General features: G+C 60.3%; 23 protein-coding genes. 2 read left to right on the top strand and 21 right to left on the bottom strand.

Annotated elements, in window-relative coordinates:
• Positions 1 to 24: 24 nt before the first annotated feature.
• The 21 genes from P3T22_RS03135 to P3T22_RS03035 all read right to left on the bottom strand — a co-directional run bounded on the left by P3T22_RS03135 (position 25) and on the right by P3T22_RS03035 (position 13,220).
• Positions 25 to 447 (bottom strand): hypothetical protein, encoded by a 423-nt coding sequence (locus P3T22_RS03135; RefSeq protein WP_429324194.1) that lies wholly within the window; start codon positions 445 to 447, stop codon positions 25 to 27.
• A 52-nt stretch (positions 448 to 499) separates the two neighbouring features.
• Entirely contained in the window at positions 500 to 787 is a 288-nt protein-coding gene (locus tag P3T22_RS03130) for a hypothetical protein (protein WP_429324193.1), read from the bottom strand.
• A gap of 68 nt (positions 788 to 855) precedes the next feature.
• Entirely contained in the window at positions 856 to 1,053 is a 198-nt protein-coding gene (locus P3T22_RS03125) for a hypothetical protein (protein ID WP_429324192.1), read from the bottom strand.
• A gap of 3 nt (positions 1,054 to 1,056) precedes the next feature.
• A complete protein-coding gene (locus P3T22_RS03120; RefSeq protein WP_429324191.1) occupies positions 1,057 to 1,704 on the bottom strand; it encodes a hypothetical protein in 648 nt (215 codons plus the stop codon).
• Positions 1,705 to 1,788: 84 nt separating this feature from the next.
• Positions 1,789 to 1,989 (bottom strand): hypothetical protein, encoded by a 201-nt coding sequence (locus tag P3T22_RS03115; protein WP_429324190.1) that lies wholly within the window; start codon positions 1,987 to 1,989, stop codon positions 1,789 to 1,791.
• Between the two features lie 13 nt (positions 1,990 to 2,002).
• Positions 2,003 to 2,626: a hypothetical protein gene (locus P3T22_RS03110; RefSeq protein WP_429324189.1), complete on the bottom strand. Its 624-nt coding sequence runs from the start codon at positions 2,624 to 2,626 to the stop codon at positions 2,003 to 2,005.
• The gene (locus P3T22_RS03105) at positions 2,623 to 2,796 is read right to left on the bottom strand and encodes a hypothetical protein (protein ID WP_429324188.1); all 174 of its coding nucleotides are present in this window, start codon (positions 2,794 to 2,796) and stop codon (positions 2,623 to 2,625) included. The genes P3T22_RS03110 and P3T22_RS03105 overlap by 4 nt, the downstream gene beginning before the upstream one ends.
• A 26-nt stretch (positions 2,797 to 2,822) precedes the next feature.
• A complete protein-coding gene (locus P3T22_RS03100) occupies positions 2,823 to 3,524 on the bottom strand; it encodes a hypothetical protein (RefSeq protein ID WP_429324187.1) in 702 nt (233 codons plus the stop codon).
• 414 nt (positions 3,525 to 3,938) lie between these two features.
• Positions 3,939 to 4,700, bottom strand: a complete 762-nt coding sequence (locus P3T22_RS03095; RefSeq protein ID WP_429324186.1) for a helix-turn-helix domain-containing protein — start codon at positions 4,698 to 4,700, stop codon at positions 3,939 to 3,941.
• Positions 4,697 to 4,921, bottom strand: coding sequence for a hypothetical protein (locus tag P3T22_RS03090; RefSeq protein ID WP_429324185.1), 225 nt, complete (start codon positions 4,919 to 4,921; stop codon positions 4,697 to 4,699). Before P3T22_RS03090 ends, P3T22_RS03095 begins: the two co-directional genes overlap by 4 nt.
• A complete protein-coding gene (locus P3T22_RS03085) occupies positions 4,918 to 5,109 on the bottom strand; it encodes a helix-turn-helix transcriptional regulator (RefSeq protein ID WP_429324184.1) in 192 nt (63 codons plus the stop codon). The genes P3T22_RS03090 and P3T22_RS03085 overlap by 4 nt, the downstream gene beginning before the upstream one ends.
• A gap of 147 nt (positions 5,110 to 5,256) precedes the next feature.
• On the bottom strand, positions 5,257 to 5,502 hold the full coding sequence (locus P3T22_RS03080) for a hypothetical protein (protein ID WP_429324183.1): 246 nt from the start codon (positions 5,500 to 5,502) through the stop codon (positions 5,257 to 5,259).
• A gap of 251 nt (positions 5,503 to 5,753) precedes the next feature.
• Positions 5,754 to 6,881, bottom strand: coding sequence for a tyrosine-type recombinase/integrase (locus P3T22_RS03075; protein WP_429324182.1), 1,128 nt, complete (start codon positions 6,879 to 6,881; stop codon positions 5,754 to 5,756).
• Positions 6,882 to 7,211: 330 nt separating this feature from the next.
• Complete coding sequence (locus P3T22_RS03070) at positions 7,212 to 8,597, bottom strand: replicative DNA helicase (RefSeq protein WP_063495982.1); 1,386 nt, start codon at positions 8,595 to 8,597, stop codon at positions 7,212 to 7,214.
• A gap of 145 nt (positions 8,598 to 8,742) precedes the next feature.
• Positions 8,743 to 9,195, bottom strand: coding sequence for a 50S ribosomal protein L9 (rplI, locus tag P3T22_RS03065; RefSeq protein WP_063495981.1), 453 nt, complete (start codon positions 9,193 to 9,195; stop codon positions 8,743 to 8,745).
• A 27-nt stretch (positions 9,196 to 9,222) separates the two neighbouring features.
• Entirely contained in the window at positions 9,223 to 9,498 is a 276-nt protein-coding gene (rpsR, locus tag P3T22_RS03060; protein WP_012432802.1) for a 30S ribosomal protein S18, read from the bottom strand.
• A gap of 2 nt (positions 9,499 to 9,500) precedes the next feature.
• Positions 9,501 to 9,800 (bottom strand): primosomal replication protein N, encoded by a 300-nt coding sequence (priB, locus tag P3T22_RS03055; protein WP_028196682.1) that lies wholly within the window; start codon positions 9,798 to 9,800, stop codon positions 9,501 to 9,503.
• Between the two features lie 50 nt (positions 9,801 to 9,850).
• Positions 9,851 to 10,225 (bottom strand): 30S ribosomal protein S6, encoded by a 375-nt coding sequence (rpsF, locus tag P3T22_RS03050; protein ID WP_006048823.1) that lies wholly within the window; start codon positions 10,223 to 10,225, stop codon positions 9,851 to 9,853.
• Between the two features lie 300 nt (positions 10,226 to 10,525).
• Complete coding sequence (locus P3T22_RS03045) at positions 10,526 to 11,461, bottom strand: anti-sigma factor family protein (RefSeq protein WP_429324181.1); 936 nt, start codon at positions 11,459 to 11,461, stop codon at positions 10,526 to 10,528.
• On the bottom strand, positions 11,451 to 12,179 hold the full coding sequence (locus P3T22_RS03040) for an RNA polymerase sigma factor (protein ID WP_429324180.1): 729 nt from the start codon (positions 12,177 to 12,179) through the stop codon (positions 11,451 to 11,453). The genes P3T22_RS03045 and P3T22_RS03040 overlap by 11 nt, the downstream gene beginning before the upstream one ends.
• Before the next feature lie 126 nt (positions 12,180 to 12,305).
• Positions 12,306 to 13,220, bottom strand: a complete 915-nt coding sequence (locus P3T22_RS03035; protein ID WP_063495979.1) for a LysR family transcriptional regulator — start codon at positions 13,218 to 13,220, stop codon at positions 12,306 to 12,308.
• Between the two features lie 315 nt (positions 13,221 to 13,535).
• Between P3T22_RS03035 and gcl the strand changes: the two genes are divergently transcribed.
• A complete protein-coding gene (gene gcl / locus P3T22_RS03030) occupies positions 13,536 to 15,311 on the top strand; it encodes a glyoxylate carboligase (protein ID WP_063495978.1) in 1,776 nt (591 codons plus the stop codon).
• 133 nt (positions 15,312 to 15,444) lie between these two features.
• Positions 15,445 to 16,254 (top strand): hydroxypyruvate isomerase, encoded by an 810-nt coding sequence (hyi, locus tag P3T22_RS03025; protein WP_429324179.1) that lies wholly within the window; start codon positions 15,445 to 15,447, stop codon positions 16,252 to 16,254.
• Positions 16,255 to 16,308: the final 54 nt, after the last annotated feature.

Below are 16,308 nucleotides of genomic sequence, written 5' to 3'. Positions count from 1 at the left end.
TCGAGTGACCGCCAGCAAGTTGTGTTATCGGCGTGCGTTACGCAGATACGCGGCCTTTTGTGCGGCGTATTCGTTTGGCGTCAGGTCGCGGGCGTTGATTGGCTCACTTTGTTCTGGCTTGCCTCGCATCGTCTTACGGGCGGTCGCTAGCATTTCGGCCTTGTGCGCGGCGTACTGCTCCGGTGTTCCGTTGCGAACTAATTCGCGGCGCTCACGCAAAGCGCGGGCCTCGTCTTCTGCCATCTGCCTATCTGCGCGAGCATCACGTTTGGCGCGGCGCTCGTCGTCAGCTAACGCTTCAGCAGCGTCGTTGCGCTTCCGCGCTATGACATCACTTGCAGTCAGCAACTTGGCTTCGAGATCGGCGGAATGCTGCTTTAGTGCATCGCCCTCGCGGCGAAGCGCGGTGACGTACTCAAGCGAAAAGGTTTCTTCGTCTTTTGGCATTTTGTTTCCAGTTCGTTGGGTCGGCCCGCACGATGTCGGGCGCGTATGGTGGTTAGGCGGTGTACTGCGTCAGGTCGATAAGCTGACCCGCGATCTTGAAATAGGCCGGATTCACGACGCCGGTATTCATGTCTGCGGACGTGTTACGACCGGTCGCGAGAATCGACGCCTGAAGCGCGGCGGCTTGCGCTTGAATCGGAAAAACGGCTTGCAACCACAATGCGTGGTTCAGGTCGTACATGGCTTGGGTGACTAACGTCGAGCCAACCGGATATTGCTGCGCCTCAAGTGCGTTCAGTGCGGCTTGCGCGTTCGATACCAATGTTGCGATGCTGGTCATTTAGTGAATCCCTGCGGTATGCCTGCGTAGGCGATTGACCGGGCCATCGTGGCGACGACCCGCGTTCATTAGTTTGTGAGCGTCGAGAAGTGGCGCATAGCTGCAACTGGATCGGGCATACCGAACGCAACGGATGGATACCAAACGCGAAAGCGGGCCATCAGTTCAGCGTTCCATTCGTGTTCAATCGCATAGGCGCGAATGTCACTGGCGTACCGGTCCTTCAACCCTGCTGCGTGTTCGTGAAATGGGTTCGATTGGCCCATGGATCAGGCTCCTACTGCCGTCAGGTCGATCGGAAGCGCACAGGGCTTACCTGCTGCCGCCAACGCCTTACGCAAACGCTCTGCGACCGGCAACAGGGGTTTTACGGCTTCGAGCCACGCAGCAGAAGCCGCGCTCAGTTCGCCCGCTTTTTGCATGGCGAGCGTCGCGCTCACTGCGCGCGTACGTGCATCGGCTTCCTGACGAAGCTTTTGCAGCGACGATTCGATAAGCGGCTTTTCCGCGAAAGCGGCCTCACGGATTGCAACCTGCTCAGCAATAGCGGCTTCGTAAGCATCGGAATCACACTTTGACGCACCAAAGGTCGTATTCCGTAGCTTGTGTAAGGCGTCCGTGAGCCTTTGCGTTTCGCGGACAGCGTTACGCTCAATGACTTCTAGCGCCGGAAGGCGATTAAGCGCCGCGTAATATGCGTCGCTCGCTTCGCGTGCGGCAGCTTCCTTTTCGAGTAAGGTTTGTGTGTTGGTTGTCATGTTGGTGTTCCCAAAGGTGATAGTTTTGATGCGCCAGATTGGCGCGTTGGTTTTCGTGCCCGATATTGGGCAATACGACGGGATGCTGCGAACTCGGTAAACGAAAAAACCCGCACTAGGCGGGCTTGGTGTCTCGATAGGCTTTACCCATAACAGCATGTAAAGCGACCGCGCGAATCTCGTTAAGATGAGGTCGTTTTCGCCGACCTTTACACCGCCATCCAGCGGGTCTAGATTCCAGCTTTACACGTCGCGCCACGTCACGCGGTTCAACGCGTCCAGCATTGCGGGCTGCGAAACGCCGAAGCGCCTAGCCAATGCCGTACATCCTCGCGTCTTGCTGCCGGGAACATGAAGTATTCGAGCCTGCCGCACCTGTGCAACGCTTAATTTGGCGTTCGGGTTCTGCTCGCCGCTCGCGTAGCCGCGTTTTTCGTATGCCATGGTTATCCGCCGTTTAAAGGATCGGGTTTTCAGGCCCGGGTTCGTCAGGCGCAATGAACGTATCAGTGCGCGTTATGCCGCCATCATCATCGCCGCCGTCCCGCTCTGCCCGTCGCTCGATTAGGGATTCGCGCACTTGGACGGCATGAAGCGCGGTCTTAATCGCCCGATCGCTATGCGCGCCGTAATCGACGCGCTCATACACAGCTTCGTCGCCGGGGCCGTACTCGCTCGCCTCGCGGTCATGACGCTTTTGCAGTTCAAGCCCGTCATGGGAATTGACTTTCGCGGCCTGCTCGGCACGCTCTACGCGACGCACACGCAGTTTCGCCGCCATGACTTCATGGTCAACGTCGCCCAGTCCGTCAGCCGCAATAGCCTTTAGGTCCGCGATGTCTTCCGGCGACAGATCGCGAGTAAAGAAACCGTGCGTGCGGGCGTTCTGATTGGCAATTGGCGCTCCGTTGTCGCTGCCGCCGTGGCGCTTACAACGTCGATGACCAAGAGCGGGCGGATTCTTACAACGCTTGTTATCGCCAATGACCGCCCCGCAACGTTTCGCACGGTTGCTCGCGCGCGCGGATTTGTTTTGTGGAGCGGCCCCGCCGTCGCCCTTCAACGCGTCGGGCACATTCATGCCGCCGCCTTTGCGCGCACCTTGATGCTGTTGCGCAATTCCTTGATGCGACTGAACAGGCTCGCGTGATACTCCGACGCAAGCGCCATTTGCTTCGCTGACGGGGTTTGCCCCGCATCCGTTGCGCGGGCCTTGTCGAGCCGCGCCTTTACCTTGTCGATGTTCTGCATTTCGGAATTCCTGTAGTGTTGCGCGCTTATGCGGCGTGTTGGGTCGTGTTCGACAGGACGAAGCGAGCCAACTCAGCGCTAGTTCCGTTATGCGCGACCCACAGAGCCGTTAGCGCCTCCGTGTTTGCTACGGTACGCGGGGCACGCTTCAACGCGGCAATCCGCTTGCTGCCTGCACGAACGCCAGCGCGCAGCTTCTTGAATGTCAGCGAGTCCCACCAATGCGGGGACGGCGTGCAATCGTTGTGAAACTCTCCGCGCGCTTCCCTCGACGCTGCCATGTATGCGGCGTGCGCGAGTTCGGCGGTACGGAAGTAACCAAGGTGGATTTGCGTCTTGTTGAGCCGGATTTTCGCTTGGAAGCAACCCCGCGCGCGACAGAGTGAAGCGCCCTTCAGTCCGGTCGTGCTGCTCGCGTTGCAGGCTTGGTTAGCGCTGTTTTGCATACTCGTTGCGACGCGCAGATTGCCGCGCCGGTTATCTAACCCGCACCCGTTGCCGTGGTCAACCTTTCGCGCGTCGGTGCGATCAAGCCCCGCAATCTGGCGATGCATCCGAACCAACGCGCGTCGCCCGGCAAATGCCGGGTGTGCGACCCATCGGCATGCATAGCCGTTATGGTCGTGCCACTCGAAAGCGCTCAACGCGTCGAAGTCGGCAGCGTCAACCATTGCGAAGCCGCCGTTAGTCAAGGTGATTAATTTAGATTCTGTCTTGGTCGTGTTCATGTCGCGGGAAATCCCGAATTTGTTTTAACTTGCGTATAGCCCTTTAGCGGGCTTACTTGGGGGTTGCAGGCCCACGGGTAGCGGACGCATGCTGCGAAGGCCAGGGATGGGCCGTCCAATGCCATTTCATGGGATTCCTAATCTGTCGCCGTCCCGTCTTTCTGAAAAATCGCGCCGGAACGCGAATTTAGAACAGCGAAAAGCGCTTTCAGAGAAAAGGCGTCAATGATCCGCCGCTCGCTGCAGAGCTTACGGGCCATGGGTATCCACATACCGCGTAAGCGCTTGGATGCAACGGAGCTTCAACAGGAATCAACACGTGTTGAACAGGTGTTGAACAGGTGTTGCCGTTTGCTGAACCGCCGCTTGGCTGTTCGAGGTCTGCCAATAGCGAACCCACCGCTAACGGCGCGCTCAGAACGAGATGGCAGAACGATCTTCACTTTGTTGCGCCCCCTTCATTTTGTTGCGCTTGCGCCCCGAACGGCGGTCATCCTTATCCTGCTCCGTGCCCGCGAACAGCCGCAGCGCGCCAATTGGATTATCCGCCCCAGCTATCCAGTCCACACCGAACGCGTCCACGAACGCATCGCGCTTTTCTTCAATATCTAGGATGTCGTCACGGATCGCCCATGCCCGCATCGTGTCATCCAAAGGTAATTTGGTGTCAATGATTTCCTGCTCGGTCATCGGTTCGTAGTCAGGTTTTATGACGGTCGGCAAATCCAGCTTTTTCGGATTTGGGACCAAGGTTTTTAAACCTTCCTTCTTCAACCTTCCTTCTTCAATTCCTTGTTTGGGTGCAACCATTGCACTAGGGGGGGGCGATGATTGCACTAGGGGTGGTGCAGCCATTGCACCGCTGTCGCCGCATCCGGGTGCACTATCAACAATTTGCGGAATCAACAGCCGGTATTCATTCGTGTCGTTGTTGCCCGCCGTGAGCGGTCGCTTCATCACCTTCAGCCAGCCTTGCTCGGCGCACCATTTAATCGCGTCAATCACAGTGCGTCGGCTCGCGCCAATATCGTCCGCGATGGTCTGATATGATGGCCAAGCCGCCTTGCCGTCCGGATTCATCATTTCCCGCATACGCAGCGTCCGCAGGACGTGACGCGTCGAAGATGGCACCCGCGCCGCCTTCATCGCCAAATGTAATTCCCACTCACCGATCATCGCGCCCCCTGCGAGCGGAACTGATCCGGGATCATCAGCGCGAAGCCGGGGCAAGCTTTGTCAGCGCGGTCAACAACTAGCCAACCACCCTTCTCGGCAAGGGCGACATGCTTCCTCACGGCGCTTTCGCTCATGCCCGTATCTTTCGCTAGCTCCGCAAACGTCACGCGAACAAATGGCGCAGCTTCCGGGGCAACCGTGACCAGCGGCACTTGATTCATGCTCCCGCCCGATTGTCGATCCAACCTTGAACGTCAGCGACGCGGAAGGCAACACGGCCCGGTGAGAGTTGCAGCTTGGGCACAAATGCGCCAGCACACAGCAAGCGATGAATCGTCGTGCGGCCAAGGCCGGTGACTTGGCAAGCTTCCTTGATCGAGTAGAACGCTTGAGGGTGTTGCGCTTTCATAGAGTTTCCTGTTGGGTAAACGCAAAAACCCGCAGCCGTTTCCGGTGTGCGGGCAATGGGTGATTGAATCGTGTTGCGGGTAAACGGAGAAAGCCCGCCCGCGGTTAGGCGAAACGGGCTTTCTCTTTGAAGGTCAGGCTTGGCGGGTCAAGCGTCGGGGCCGAGTATGCGCCTCCGCATCTTATCCATTGCGCGCTGCTCGTCTTGCTGCCTAATGAATTCGATTTGGCGGCGCTCCCGCCGCACGCCGTATCCGTAATGGTGGCCGCGATGCTCGACGCTGGAATTCATCGCTCGGTGCATCGTATTGCGCGTCACGCCGTAATGCGCCGCCAATTTCGCCACGCTGTATTTCTTCGAGTCGCGGGCGTGCGCCTCTTTGGCGGCGCGCACATCATCGATACTCAGTTTCGCGCCGCACCCGGCGCTTTCGCCTGTAGGCGGCGGTAGATCAAGCGCCGTATTCTGGCGCGCAACTTTGGACCACATGTGAGTTTCCTAAGCGGTAAACGACAAAGAGCGCAACCAATCGGCTACGCTCTTAATCTTGCACGGATTTCTACAACATGCCGCATTGTATCGGCTTAACCGCCACTCTGTCAAGAGGTGCCGCGTGCGTTCTTTTTGCTCCAAGCATGATCGCGCTACAGGACGGAAATCCGGTCGAGTCGTTCAACAATATTGTCGGTCAGGTTGCCGTAATTGGATTGGATGATAGCAACGCTTGTGCCGGTTAGTGTGGCGACGGTAAATACGTCGATGCCCTGCGCGATGGCTTCGCTAATGTACGTGTGGCGCATGCAGTAGAGAACGGCGTCTGGCAAGCCAGCGGCGTCCCTCGCCTCCCGAAATGCCTTCCCCCACTGCGCCGCAGTCCACCGGCCCGCAAAGGCATTCGTCAGTAGTGGTGCGTTGCCGATCTTGTCGCGAGCTTGCTCAGCAAAGAACGCACGCGCCACTGACGACAGCGGAACCTCGCGGCGTCCGGTCTTGCCATCAAGCCAGAGCCGTCCGGTGTTGCGGTCATAGTCTGCCGCGTTGGCGTTGGCAATCTCGCCCGGTCGTGCGCCGGTATGGAGTAGCGCGGTTGATAGTGAGCGCAAGTCGCCAGGCATCGCGGCCAGTAGCGCGCGGCGCTGTTCGACGGTCAGCAAGCCATTGCGGCGCGCTCCGACATCGGAAAACTTGTTGACGCCTTTCCACCCTGAATCGCTTGATACAAGCTGGCATTTTTTTGCGTAGTTCAGGGCGGCTTTCAGTGACGCCAGATTGCGGTTAGCCGAATCCTTCGCCCGGTTATAGCTTTCTTCGTCGTCCGGGTCATCGGCGTCTAGCTGTGCATTGCGCCAGCCTTCCACTTCGAACGCGCGCAACTTCGACAGGTCCAGCAAGCCGAACCGCTTGCCGTAGATCAACCGCTTAAAGCGGTAGTCGGCATCTTTTGAACTGGCGAGCGAGTTATCGACAGCCAATTTCTTTACGTACGCCTCGCACGCGTCAGCAACCGTCGTGGTTTTGTTCTGCGCCCCGCCGTCGAGCGCTTGCGCCCACTTTTCGACCGCCTTGCGGGCATCCTCAAATTCCGCGAAGTCACCAAGCGCGTTGAACGTCTGTTTGCCGTCAGGCATGCGGTAACGCCCTATCCATGTTCCCGCGCCCGATTCGAGCTTGCGGAACCCGCAGTAGACGCCCTTGCGCACCTGTTCGAAGTACGGTTCGCGGCGCGGCGTCAGCTTGGCGCGAGCGGTCTTTGTCTTGATGCTGTCGGCCATAGTGTTCCCCGTTGTGTGGGCCGAAGTATACGCTGCTTTTTGCGCCATACGAAATCCGTACGAAAAAGCAACGCCGAATACATCGGAACAACAAGAAACAACTAATGCAGTGTTTTCAGTGACTTAGATTGGATTTCTGTACGAAACGGAACAAGTCGGAACGGCTTTTTTTGCCCTCGGTGGGCATGAAACGACCGAACATTGGGATCCCGAAAATTGGTCACATTATGACTGACATAAAACCGCCACATTGTACCGTTCCGGGATCGATGCCGCACTTTTGAAAGCGTCGTTACAACAGACCCAGCCCTTATCCCAGCAGTTGCCCCTTTACTCGCTGTAGAAATTCTGCGCGCCGGCAAAATTGTCGAACTTCGTAAATTGGCCATGGAACGTGAGCCGAACAGGGCCGATCGGACCATTCCGCTGCTTACCGATGATGATCTCCGCCGTACCCTTGTCGGGGCTGTCCGGGTTGTACACCTCATCGCGATAGATGAACAGAATGACGTCCGCATCCTGTTCGATAGCGCCGGATTCACGCAAGTCGGACATGATCGGCCGCTTGTTCGGGCGCTGTTCGAGACCGCGGTTGAGCTGCGACAACGCGATCACCGGTACGTCGAGTTCCTTAGCGAGACTCTTCAGCGAACGCGAGATTTCCGAGATTTCGGTCGCACGGTTTTCACCCGACGACGAACCGCTCATCAGCTGCAAGTAGTCGATGATGATCAGCCCAAGCTTGCCGCACTGGCGCGACAGCCGACGCGCGCGCGAGCGCAATTCCATCGGGTTCAAGCCGCCGGTTTCGTCGATGAAAATCTGCGCCTCGCTCATTTTCTGCACCGCGTGCGTGAGCTTCGGCCAATCCTCGTCGGTCAGGCGCCCAGTCCGCATGCGGTGCTGGTCGAGCCGGCCGACCGAGCCCAGCATACGCATGGTGAGTTGCGAGCCCGGCATTTCCATCGAAAACACGGCGACCGGCAGGCCGTACTCGACCGCCACATATTCGCCGACGTTCATTGAAAACGCCGTCTTACCCATCGACGGGCGGCCCGCCACGATGATCAGCTCACCGCCGTGCATACCGGAGGTCATGCGGTCCAGGTCGACAAAACCAGTCGGCGTGCCGGTCACGTCGCTCGGATTGGCGGTGTGATACAGCGTATCGATCCGCTCGACCACCTCGGTCAGGAGCGGCCCGATCTCCAGGAAACCCTGCGTGCCGCGCGCACCGTCTTCCGCGATCGAAAACACTTTCGATTCCGCCTCGTCCAGCAACTGGCGGACTTCCTTACCCTGCGGATTGAAAGCGTCGGCGGAAATTTCGTCGGCCACGGACACGAGGCGGCGCAATACCGCACGATCGCGCACAATTTCCGCGTAGCGGCGGATATTGGCCGCGCTCGGCGTGTTCTGCGCCAGCGCGTTCAGGTAGGCGAGACCGCCGACCTCTTCCGCCTTGCCCGAGGTGCCGAGCGCCTCGTACACGGTAATCACGTCGGCCGGACGCGTCGCTGCGATCAGCTTGCCAATGTGCTCGAAAATGATGCGGTGGTCGTACCGGTAAAAATCGCTCTGCGACAGGAAGTCGGCGATGCGGTCCCATGCCGCGTTGTCGAGCAGCAGGCCGCCCAGCACCGACTGCTCGGCTTCGATCGAATGCGGCGGGACTTTCAGCGACTCGATTTGGGGATCTTTGGACGGTGCGTTCATGGAGAGGAATTATCGGGTAAATGCGCGCGGAGGGAAATCAAAACCGATACTTCGATACATCGGAAACGGGCAACAAAAAAGGCAGGGGCCGGTCACCCGGCCCCTGCCTTTTGCCAGTAACAACCTGGCAGATGCTAACTGATGCTTAGACGTGTTCGCCGATCACAGCCACGTTGACATCGACGAGAACGTCGGTGTGCAGCGAGATCTGAACAGCGTGGTCGCCAACCAGCTTCAGCGGGCCTTCCGGCAGACGCACTTGCGCCTTTTCCACTGCGAAGCCTTGCTTGACCAGTGCATCAGCGATGTCCGCGTTCGTCACCGAGCCGAACAGACGGCCGTCGACGCCAGCCTTCTGATTGATCTGAACCGTCGAGCCTGCCAGCTTTTCGCCTTGAGCTTGAGCGATAGCCAGCTTTTCAGCGGCGATCTTTTCCAGTTCAGCACGGCGAACTTCGAATTCAGCCAGGGCTTCCTTCGTTGCGCGGCGAGCTTGTTTGTTCGGGATCAGGAAGTTACGTGCGTAACCGTCCTTGACCTTCACGATATCGCCCAGGTTGCCCAGATTGACGACTTTTTCCAGAAGAATAATTTGCATTCGGATACTCCTTATCGCGTCGTCGGGTTAGGCCTTGTGCTGGTCGGTGTACGGCACCAGCGCGAGGAAACGTGCGCGCTTGATTGCCGTGTCCAGCTGGCGTTGATAGTGCGACTTCGTACCCGTGAGACGCGCCGGCGTGATCTTGCCGTTTTCGCCGATGAAGTCCTTCAGCGTTTCGAGGTCCTTGTAGTCGATGTGATCGACGTTAGCGGCCGTGAAACGGCAGAACTTCTTGCGCTTGAAGAGCGGATTTTGTTGCTGACGACGCTTGTCGAATTTCTTACCAGTCGGGCGGGGCATGTTCAGTCCTTTCCAATGTCCTGCAATTCTGTGATGTGAAATACCAGTGTTCTTGCGTTGCGGTGCTTTTTCGCCAGAAAGCCTGTGAAGAGCGTTTCCACGCCCATCTGACAGCCTTCCAGCTTACCGCTCGCCTCGCCTGCGGCTACCGCCTGCATGGTCAGTTCGACTTGCCGGGCAATGCCGGCTTCGACGACTTCCGTGCGGTGGTGCAACGTGCAGCCTGCAATCGGAACGCCGGCGGGGGTATACCGCACCGGTTCGCGTTCGACGACGCTGGCCGTAAGTTGCAGCCGGTTCATGAAGCCTTTGACGAGAGCGACGCTTGATCTGGTAGCTTAAATTGTGTGTCTTAAGCCTGCGCTTCGGACGGTTGCGTAGCAGCCGACTTCTTGGCTTCTTCGCGCTGCACTTCCTTCATCATCGGCGACGGGCCGGTTTCGGCCTTCTTCATCTTGACGATCAGGTGACGCAGAACAGCGTCGTTGAACTTGAATGCGTGTTCCAGCTCGTCGAGCGTGGTTTGGTCGCATTCGATGTTCATGCAGACGTAGTGAGCCTTCGCGAGTTTCTCGATCATGTAGGCCAGTTGGCGACGGCCCCAGTCTTCGATACGGTGGATCTGACCACCGTGCGACGTGATCGTGCTCTTGTAACGCTCGATCATGGCGGGCACTTGCTCGCTCTGATCGGGGTGCACGATAAAGACGATTTCATAATGACGCATACACACTCCTTGGGACTTGTGGATTAAAGCCACCCGGGCGTCGGAACCGGTGTGGCAAGTGAGAAGCCAAAGAGTGTAACCCGATTGGGGCCGGGTTGCAAGATATCCCGTTAATGCGGCACGTGAATCGGGTGTGTTTTCAAGGGTTTAGGGGCTAACGGGTGGTCGCGGCTGACGCCGTGGGTTACGGTGACCAAAAAGGCGATCGAAACCGGCGGGCAAAGCCCCGAACGCGCCGGAGGCCGTCGTGTGTCTCCTGCAGCGCGATCTGGCGGCTAAAAACGCTGATCGCAGCTGCTTTTAGCCGCCCTCAGTCCGCTCGCCGCCTTGCAGGCGGGCTTTCAGCGCCGCTTCCAACCCGCTCAACGCATCCGGCGCGGCGTCCGTGATCGCCCACCAGGTCATCCCTTCTGCGTTCCAGTGCGAGATCGAATAGCCTTCGCGGGCCAGCGTCGCGGGGGCCGCGCCGTCCGTGCTGCGGCCCGTTCCGCCGGTGCCGGCCTCCGGAAACACGTACACGTCGATCACGTGCTTGCGGTAGTGGTACACCAGCACGGCCACCCGCTGATGCGCGAGGTAATCCAGCCGCCCACCCTCCAGCGCGAAGCCGCTCGCCGCGAGGTCCTCGACCGGCGGTGAATAATCGAGCCGGCCGTTGAACCACGGCTTGACCGTGTGCTTGTCCGTCGAAATCACGTCGATGTCGCGCCCCGACACCTGCGCGCGCACGTGGCTCTCGACCAGTTCGTCGGCGAACGGCGCGAACTCCACCGGGCGGTGCAGACTTAGCGTGACGCCCGCGGCCACGGCGCACAGCCAGACGACCAACGCGGCCAGCCAGCCTTGCGCAATCAGTCTGTTCGAGCCGACGGCAGCGCCCAGGCCGCCAAAGCCGCCCTGCGGGCCACGCCAGCCGTTCAGCCAGCTATCGATCCACGCGAGCCAGCGCCGCTGAAGCGGCGGAGGTTTAACGGCCGCGCCGGCCGGAACCTGAGTCGTCATGGCAATGGCATCGTCCGTCCCAGGCAGTCCCGCGACAATCCGGGCCCGCAGCGACGCCGGCGCGCGATGATAAGGAGCCGCGCGCAGCGATTCGCTCAACGTATGCAGATTTTCGCTTTCGCGCTGGCAGGCGTCGCAGCGCTCGATGTGCTGCTGGACGCGCTGAGCGTCCGGCGCGGGCAATTCGTGGTCGGCGTTCGCATCGAGGAGCGGCCGCGCTTCGTTACAGTCCATCTGGCGTCTCCTGAGCTAAGCCGGCGGCGCTTGCGCCGGGGTTGTTGGGCGGACGGCCGTTGGAGGCCGCCCGGAGTGGCGTGACGGAAGCCGTGGATGGCGTGCATGCGCCCGGCATCGTGGCGCGTGGCGAACCGCTCCCCCCTTGCTTCGCCGTCAGCAGCGCGGCCAGCTTGCGCCTGCCCCGCGCGAGCCGCGACATCACCGTGCCGATCGGCACGTCGGCCACCATTGCGATCTCGCGATAACCCATTTCTTCAAGCTCCCGCAGGATCAGCACCTCGCGGTACTCGACCGGCAATTGCGCGAGCGCATCGTGCACGAGCTTCGTATCCTCGTTGCGGATCAGGAGTGTCTGCGGATCCGCGCCGCCCGCGCTCCAGCCTTCGAAGGTGGCGTCGTCCATGGTGTCGTCGAACTCCACCGTCTCGTGCGACGACGCGCGCCGCCGCCACTCCGTGTACCAGGTGCGGCGCACGATCGCGAGCAGCCACGGCCGCGCCGAGTCGCCCCGGAAGGTATCGAAGAAACGGAACGCGCGCATGAACGCTTCCTGCACCACGTCGTCGGCATCGTTGGCGTTGCCGCACAGCCAGCGCGCCAGGTTGTACGCGGCGTCGAGGTGCGGCAGCGCCAGTTCCTGAAAACGGCGGCTCCTTGCTGCATCGGCGTCGGCATTGACGTGCGCGCGGGCGGCGTCTGAATCGGTTTGGACCACCTCGGCCCTCCAGGAGGTTGCAGCCAGGCTGTGTAACTCGCTTTCACTCGCTCATTACGCATAACCGGTCACGTGCCGGGTTTATTCCCGCCTGCGTCTTGAATCCGAATATTCAAGCCGCTAATGCTAGTAAGTGGGGCGATTCCAGTAATCCTCGCTGGCATACACCTCTTTCAGGTAATCGATGAAGTAGCGCACCTTGGCCGGCACATAACGCTGCTGCGGATAGACCGCCAGAATGTCGTAGTCGGGCAGTGCGAATTCGTCCAGCACGGTTTCCAGCTCGCCGCGCGCCAGTTGCTGCTGGATTTCCCACGTGGAGCGCCAGCCGAGCCCGAGCCCTTCGGATACCCAACGATGCAGCAGCTCGCCGTCGTTGCAGTCGAGCGTGCCGCCCACCCGCACCGTCGCCAGCTTGCCGTTGCGGCGGAAGTACCAGCCGCGGTTCTGCCCGCCTTGCAGGTTGAACGCCAGGCAGTTGTGCTGCGGCAGATCTTCGAGCGTTTTCGGCTTGCCGTATTTGCGGAAATAGTCCGGCGTGCCGCAGACCACGCGCCGGTTCGACGCCAGCTTCACCGCGACGAAATTCGGATCGACTACGCCGCCGATCCGGATCGACAGGTCATAACCCTCGCGCACCAGATCCACGACGCGGTCGGTCAGGTTGAACGACACTTGCAACTCCGGCTTGTCGGCGAGAAAAGCCGGCGCGAGCGGTGCAACGTGCTTGCGCCCGAACGCGGCCGGCGCCGACACGATCAAATGGCCGTTCACCGCGCGCCGCCCGGCGCTCAGTTCGTTTTCCGCCTGGTCCCATTCGGTCAGCAGGCCGCGGCAGCGCTCGAGAAACGCCGCGCCGTCTTCGCTGACCACGAGGCGCCGAGTCGAGCGGTACATCAGCTTCACGCCGAGGCGCTTTTCCAGCGCGTCGATGCGGCGCCCGAGAATCACCGGCGACACGCCCTCTTCCAGCGCGGCCGCCGCGAGACTGCCCGCGTCGGCGACGCGCACGAAAGTTTCGATTTGTTTGAAGCGGTCCATGTTTGTCTCCTCTCGCGCCCCGGGGCCAACGGCTCGGGGTTCAGCGCTTTCGGCTTCACGGCGCCAGCTTCCGGATCGCGGCTCGCGCCTCCCTCTGCTCGCCGCGCCCTAGGCGTCACGCTCCGCACCCGCCCGCCCAGCCGCGCAAAGCCACACGCCATTCCATACTTTTTGTTTCGAAATAAGCGACCCGGACTGATCTTATCAAACCTTTCGGTGAAGCCTACAGTTCGATCAACACCTTTTGGTTTGCAAATCCGTCAACGAATTCGTTACCCCACCGATTCGCCCATCCAAGACATTCAGGAGACATTCATGGCCAAGATGAGAGCCGTCGACGCAGCCGTGCTGGTGCTCGAAAAAGAAGGCATCAACACCGCATTCGGCGTTCCGGGCGCAGCAATCAACCCGTTCTACTCGGCTATGCGCAAGGCAGGCAGCATCAGCCACGTGCTGGCGCGTCACGTCGAAGGCGCGTCGCACATGGCCGAAGGCTATACGCGCGCCCAGCCGGGCAACATCGGCGTGTGTATCGGCACCTCGGGCCCCGCCGGCACCGACATGATCACCGGTTTGTACTCCGCTCAGGCCGACTCGATTCCTATTCTGGCTATCACGGGCCAGGCGCCGCGCGCACGTCTGTACAAGGAAGACTTCCAGGCCGTCGATATCGAATCGATCGCCAAACCGGTCACCAAGTGGGCTGTCACGGTGCGCGAACCGGCGCTGGTGCCGCGCGTGTTCCAGCAGGCCTTCCACCTGATGCGTTCGGGCCGTCCGGGTCCGGTGCTGGTCGACCTGCCGATCGACGTGCAGCTCGCCGAAATCGAATTCGACATCGACACGTACGAGCCGCTGCCGGTCTACAAGCCGAAAGCGACCCGCAAACAGATCGAAGCCGCGTTGAAGCTTTTGAACGACGCTGAAAAGCCGTTGATCGTCTCGGGTGGCGGCGTGCTGAACGCAGTCGCTGAAGACCTGCTGGTCGAATTCGCCGAAACCGTCGGCGTGCCGGTGATTCCGACGCTGATGTCGTGGGGCGCGATTCCCGACGACCATCCGCTGATGGCCGGCATGGTCGGCTTGCAAACGTCGCACCGCTACGGCAACGCGACGATGCTCGCCTCCGACTTCGTGCTCGGCATCGGCAATCGCTGGGCGAATCGTCACACGGGCAGCGTCGAGGTTTATACCAAGGGCCGTAAGTTCGTGCATGTGGACATCGAGCCGACGCAGATCGGCCGCGTGTTCGGACCGGACCTCGGGATCGTGTCGGACGCGAAAGCCGCGCTCGAACTGTTTGTCGAAGTGGCGAAGGAGTGGAAGGCCGCCGGCAAGCTGAAGGACCGCAGCGCATGGGTCGCCGATTGCCAGCAACGCAAGAAGACGATGCTGCGCAAGACGCACTTCGACAACGTGCCGATGAAGCCGCAGCGCGTGTACGAAGAGATGAACCAGGTGTTCGGCCGCGATACGTGCTACGTGAGCACGATCGGTTTGTCGCAGATCGCCGGCGCGCAATTCCTGCACGTCTACAAGGCGCGTAACTGGATCAACTGCGGCCAGGCAGGCCCGCTCGGCTGGACGATTCCGGCGGCGCTCGGTGTGCGCGCAGCAGACCCGCAACGTCCGATCGTCGCGCTCTCGGGCGACTACGACTTCCAGTTCATGATCGAAGAACTGGCAGCCGGCGCGCAATTCAAGCTGCCGTACGTGCACGTGGTGGTGAACAACTCGTACCTCGGTTTGATTCGCCAGGCACAGCGCGCATTCGAGATGGACTTCTGTGTGCAACTCGGCTTCGAGAACATCAACTCGCCGGAAACGAACGGCTACGGCGTGGACCACGTCGCGGTTGCCGAAGGCCTGGGTTGCAAGGCGATCCGCGTGTTCAAGCCGGAAGAACTGAAGCCGGCGCTGCTGAAAGCGCAAGCGATGCTCTCCGAGTTCAACGTGCCGGTGATCGTCGAAGTGATCCTCGAACGCGTGACCAACATTTCGATGGGCACCGAGATCGACGCGATCAACGAGTTCGAAGATCTGGCCGAGAGGCGCGAAGACGCGCCGACGGCAATCAGCATGCTCGACTGAACTTTCTGACGCTTTGACGCGCGCTCCAATGCGCGCGCTTTGGCCCGATGAGCATCACATGAGCGCGGCTCGGCACCCCCTAGCCGCCTCATGAAGTTATTCCACTGACCGACCAGCGAGACAAAAAAGCACCATGCCGAAATTTGCAGCGAATCTCACCATGCTGTTCAACGAAGTCCCGTTCCTCGACCGCTTTGCGGCAGCAGCGGAGGCGGGCTTCAACGCCGTCGAATTCCTGTTTCCGTATCCGTATCAGATCGCCGAATTGAGCGAGCGTCTGGAACAGAACCGTCTCAAGCTCGTGTTGCACAACCTGCCCGCGGGCAACTGGGAAGCGGGCGAACGCGGCATCGCGTGCCTGCCGGATCGCGTGGGCGAGTTTCAGGAAGGTGTCGGCCGCGCGATCGAATACGCGACGGCTTTGAAGGTGCCGCAACTGAATTGCCTCGTCGGCATTCCGACGGCGGGCGTCGATGCGGACAAGGCACGCTCGACGATCGTCGACAACCTGCGTTTCGCCGCGGGCGAACTGAAAAAAGCCGGCATCAAGCTGCTGGTCGAGCCGTGCAATTCGTACGACATCCCCGGCTTCGCGCTGAACCGTTCGGGCGAAGGCCTCGACGTGATTCGCGCGGTGGGTTCGGACAATCTGTTCCTGCAATACGACATCTATCACATGCAACGGATGGAAGGCGAACTCGCGGCAACGATCAAAAAGAATCTGCCGCAGATCGCGCACATCCAGCTGGCCGACAACCCCGGCCGCAACGAGCCGGGCACCGGCGAAATCAACTACCCGTTCCTGTTCGACCTGCTCGATTCGCTCGGCTACGAAGGCTACGTCGGTTGCGAATACAAACCGCGCACGACCACCGCCGCCGGCCTCGGCTGGCTGCAGAGCGTGGCCGGGCAAACCCGCGGCGCGGCCCACGCCGCTGCCTGATCGACTCATTGATCACATCAGGCACACCACGCCCCGAAGGAAGTCCCTCTGCGG

It is taken from the genome of Paraburkholderia sp. GAS348 (assembly GCF_050434205.1).
Taxonomy (GTDB): domain Bacteria; phylum Pseudomonadota; class Gammaproteobacteria; order Burkholderiales; family Burkholderiaceae; genus Paraburkholderia.
Note: the sequence above shows the minus strand (reverse complement) of the source record. Positions and strands in the feature narration are given on the sequence as shown.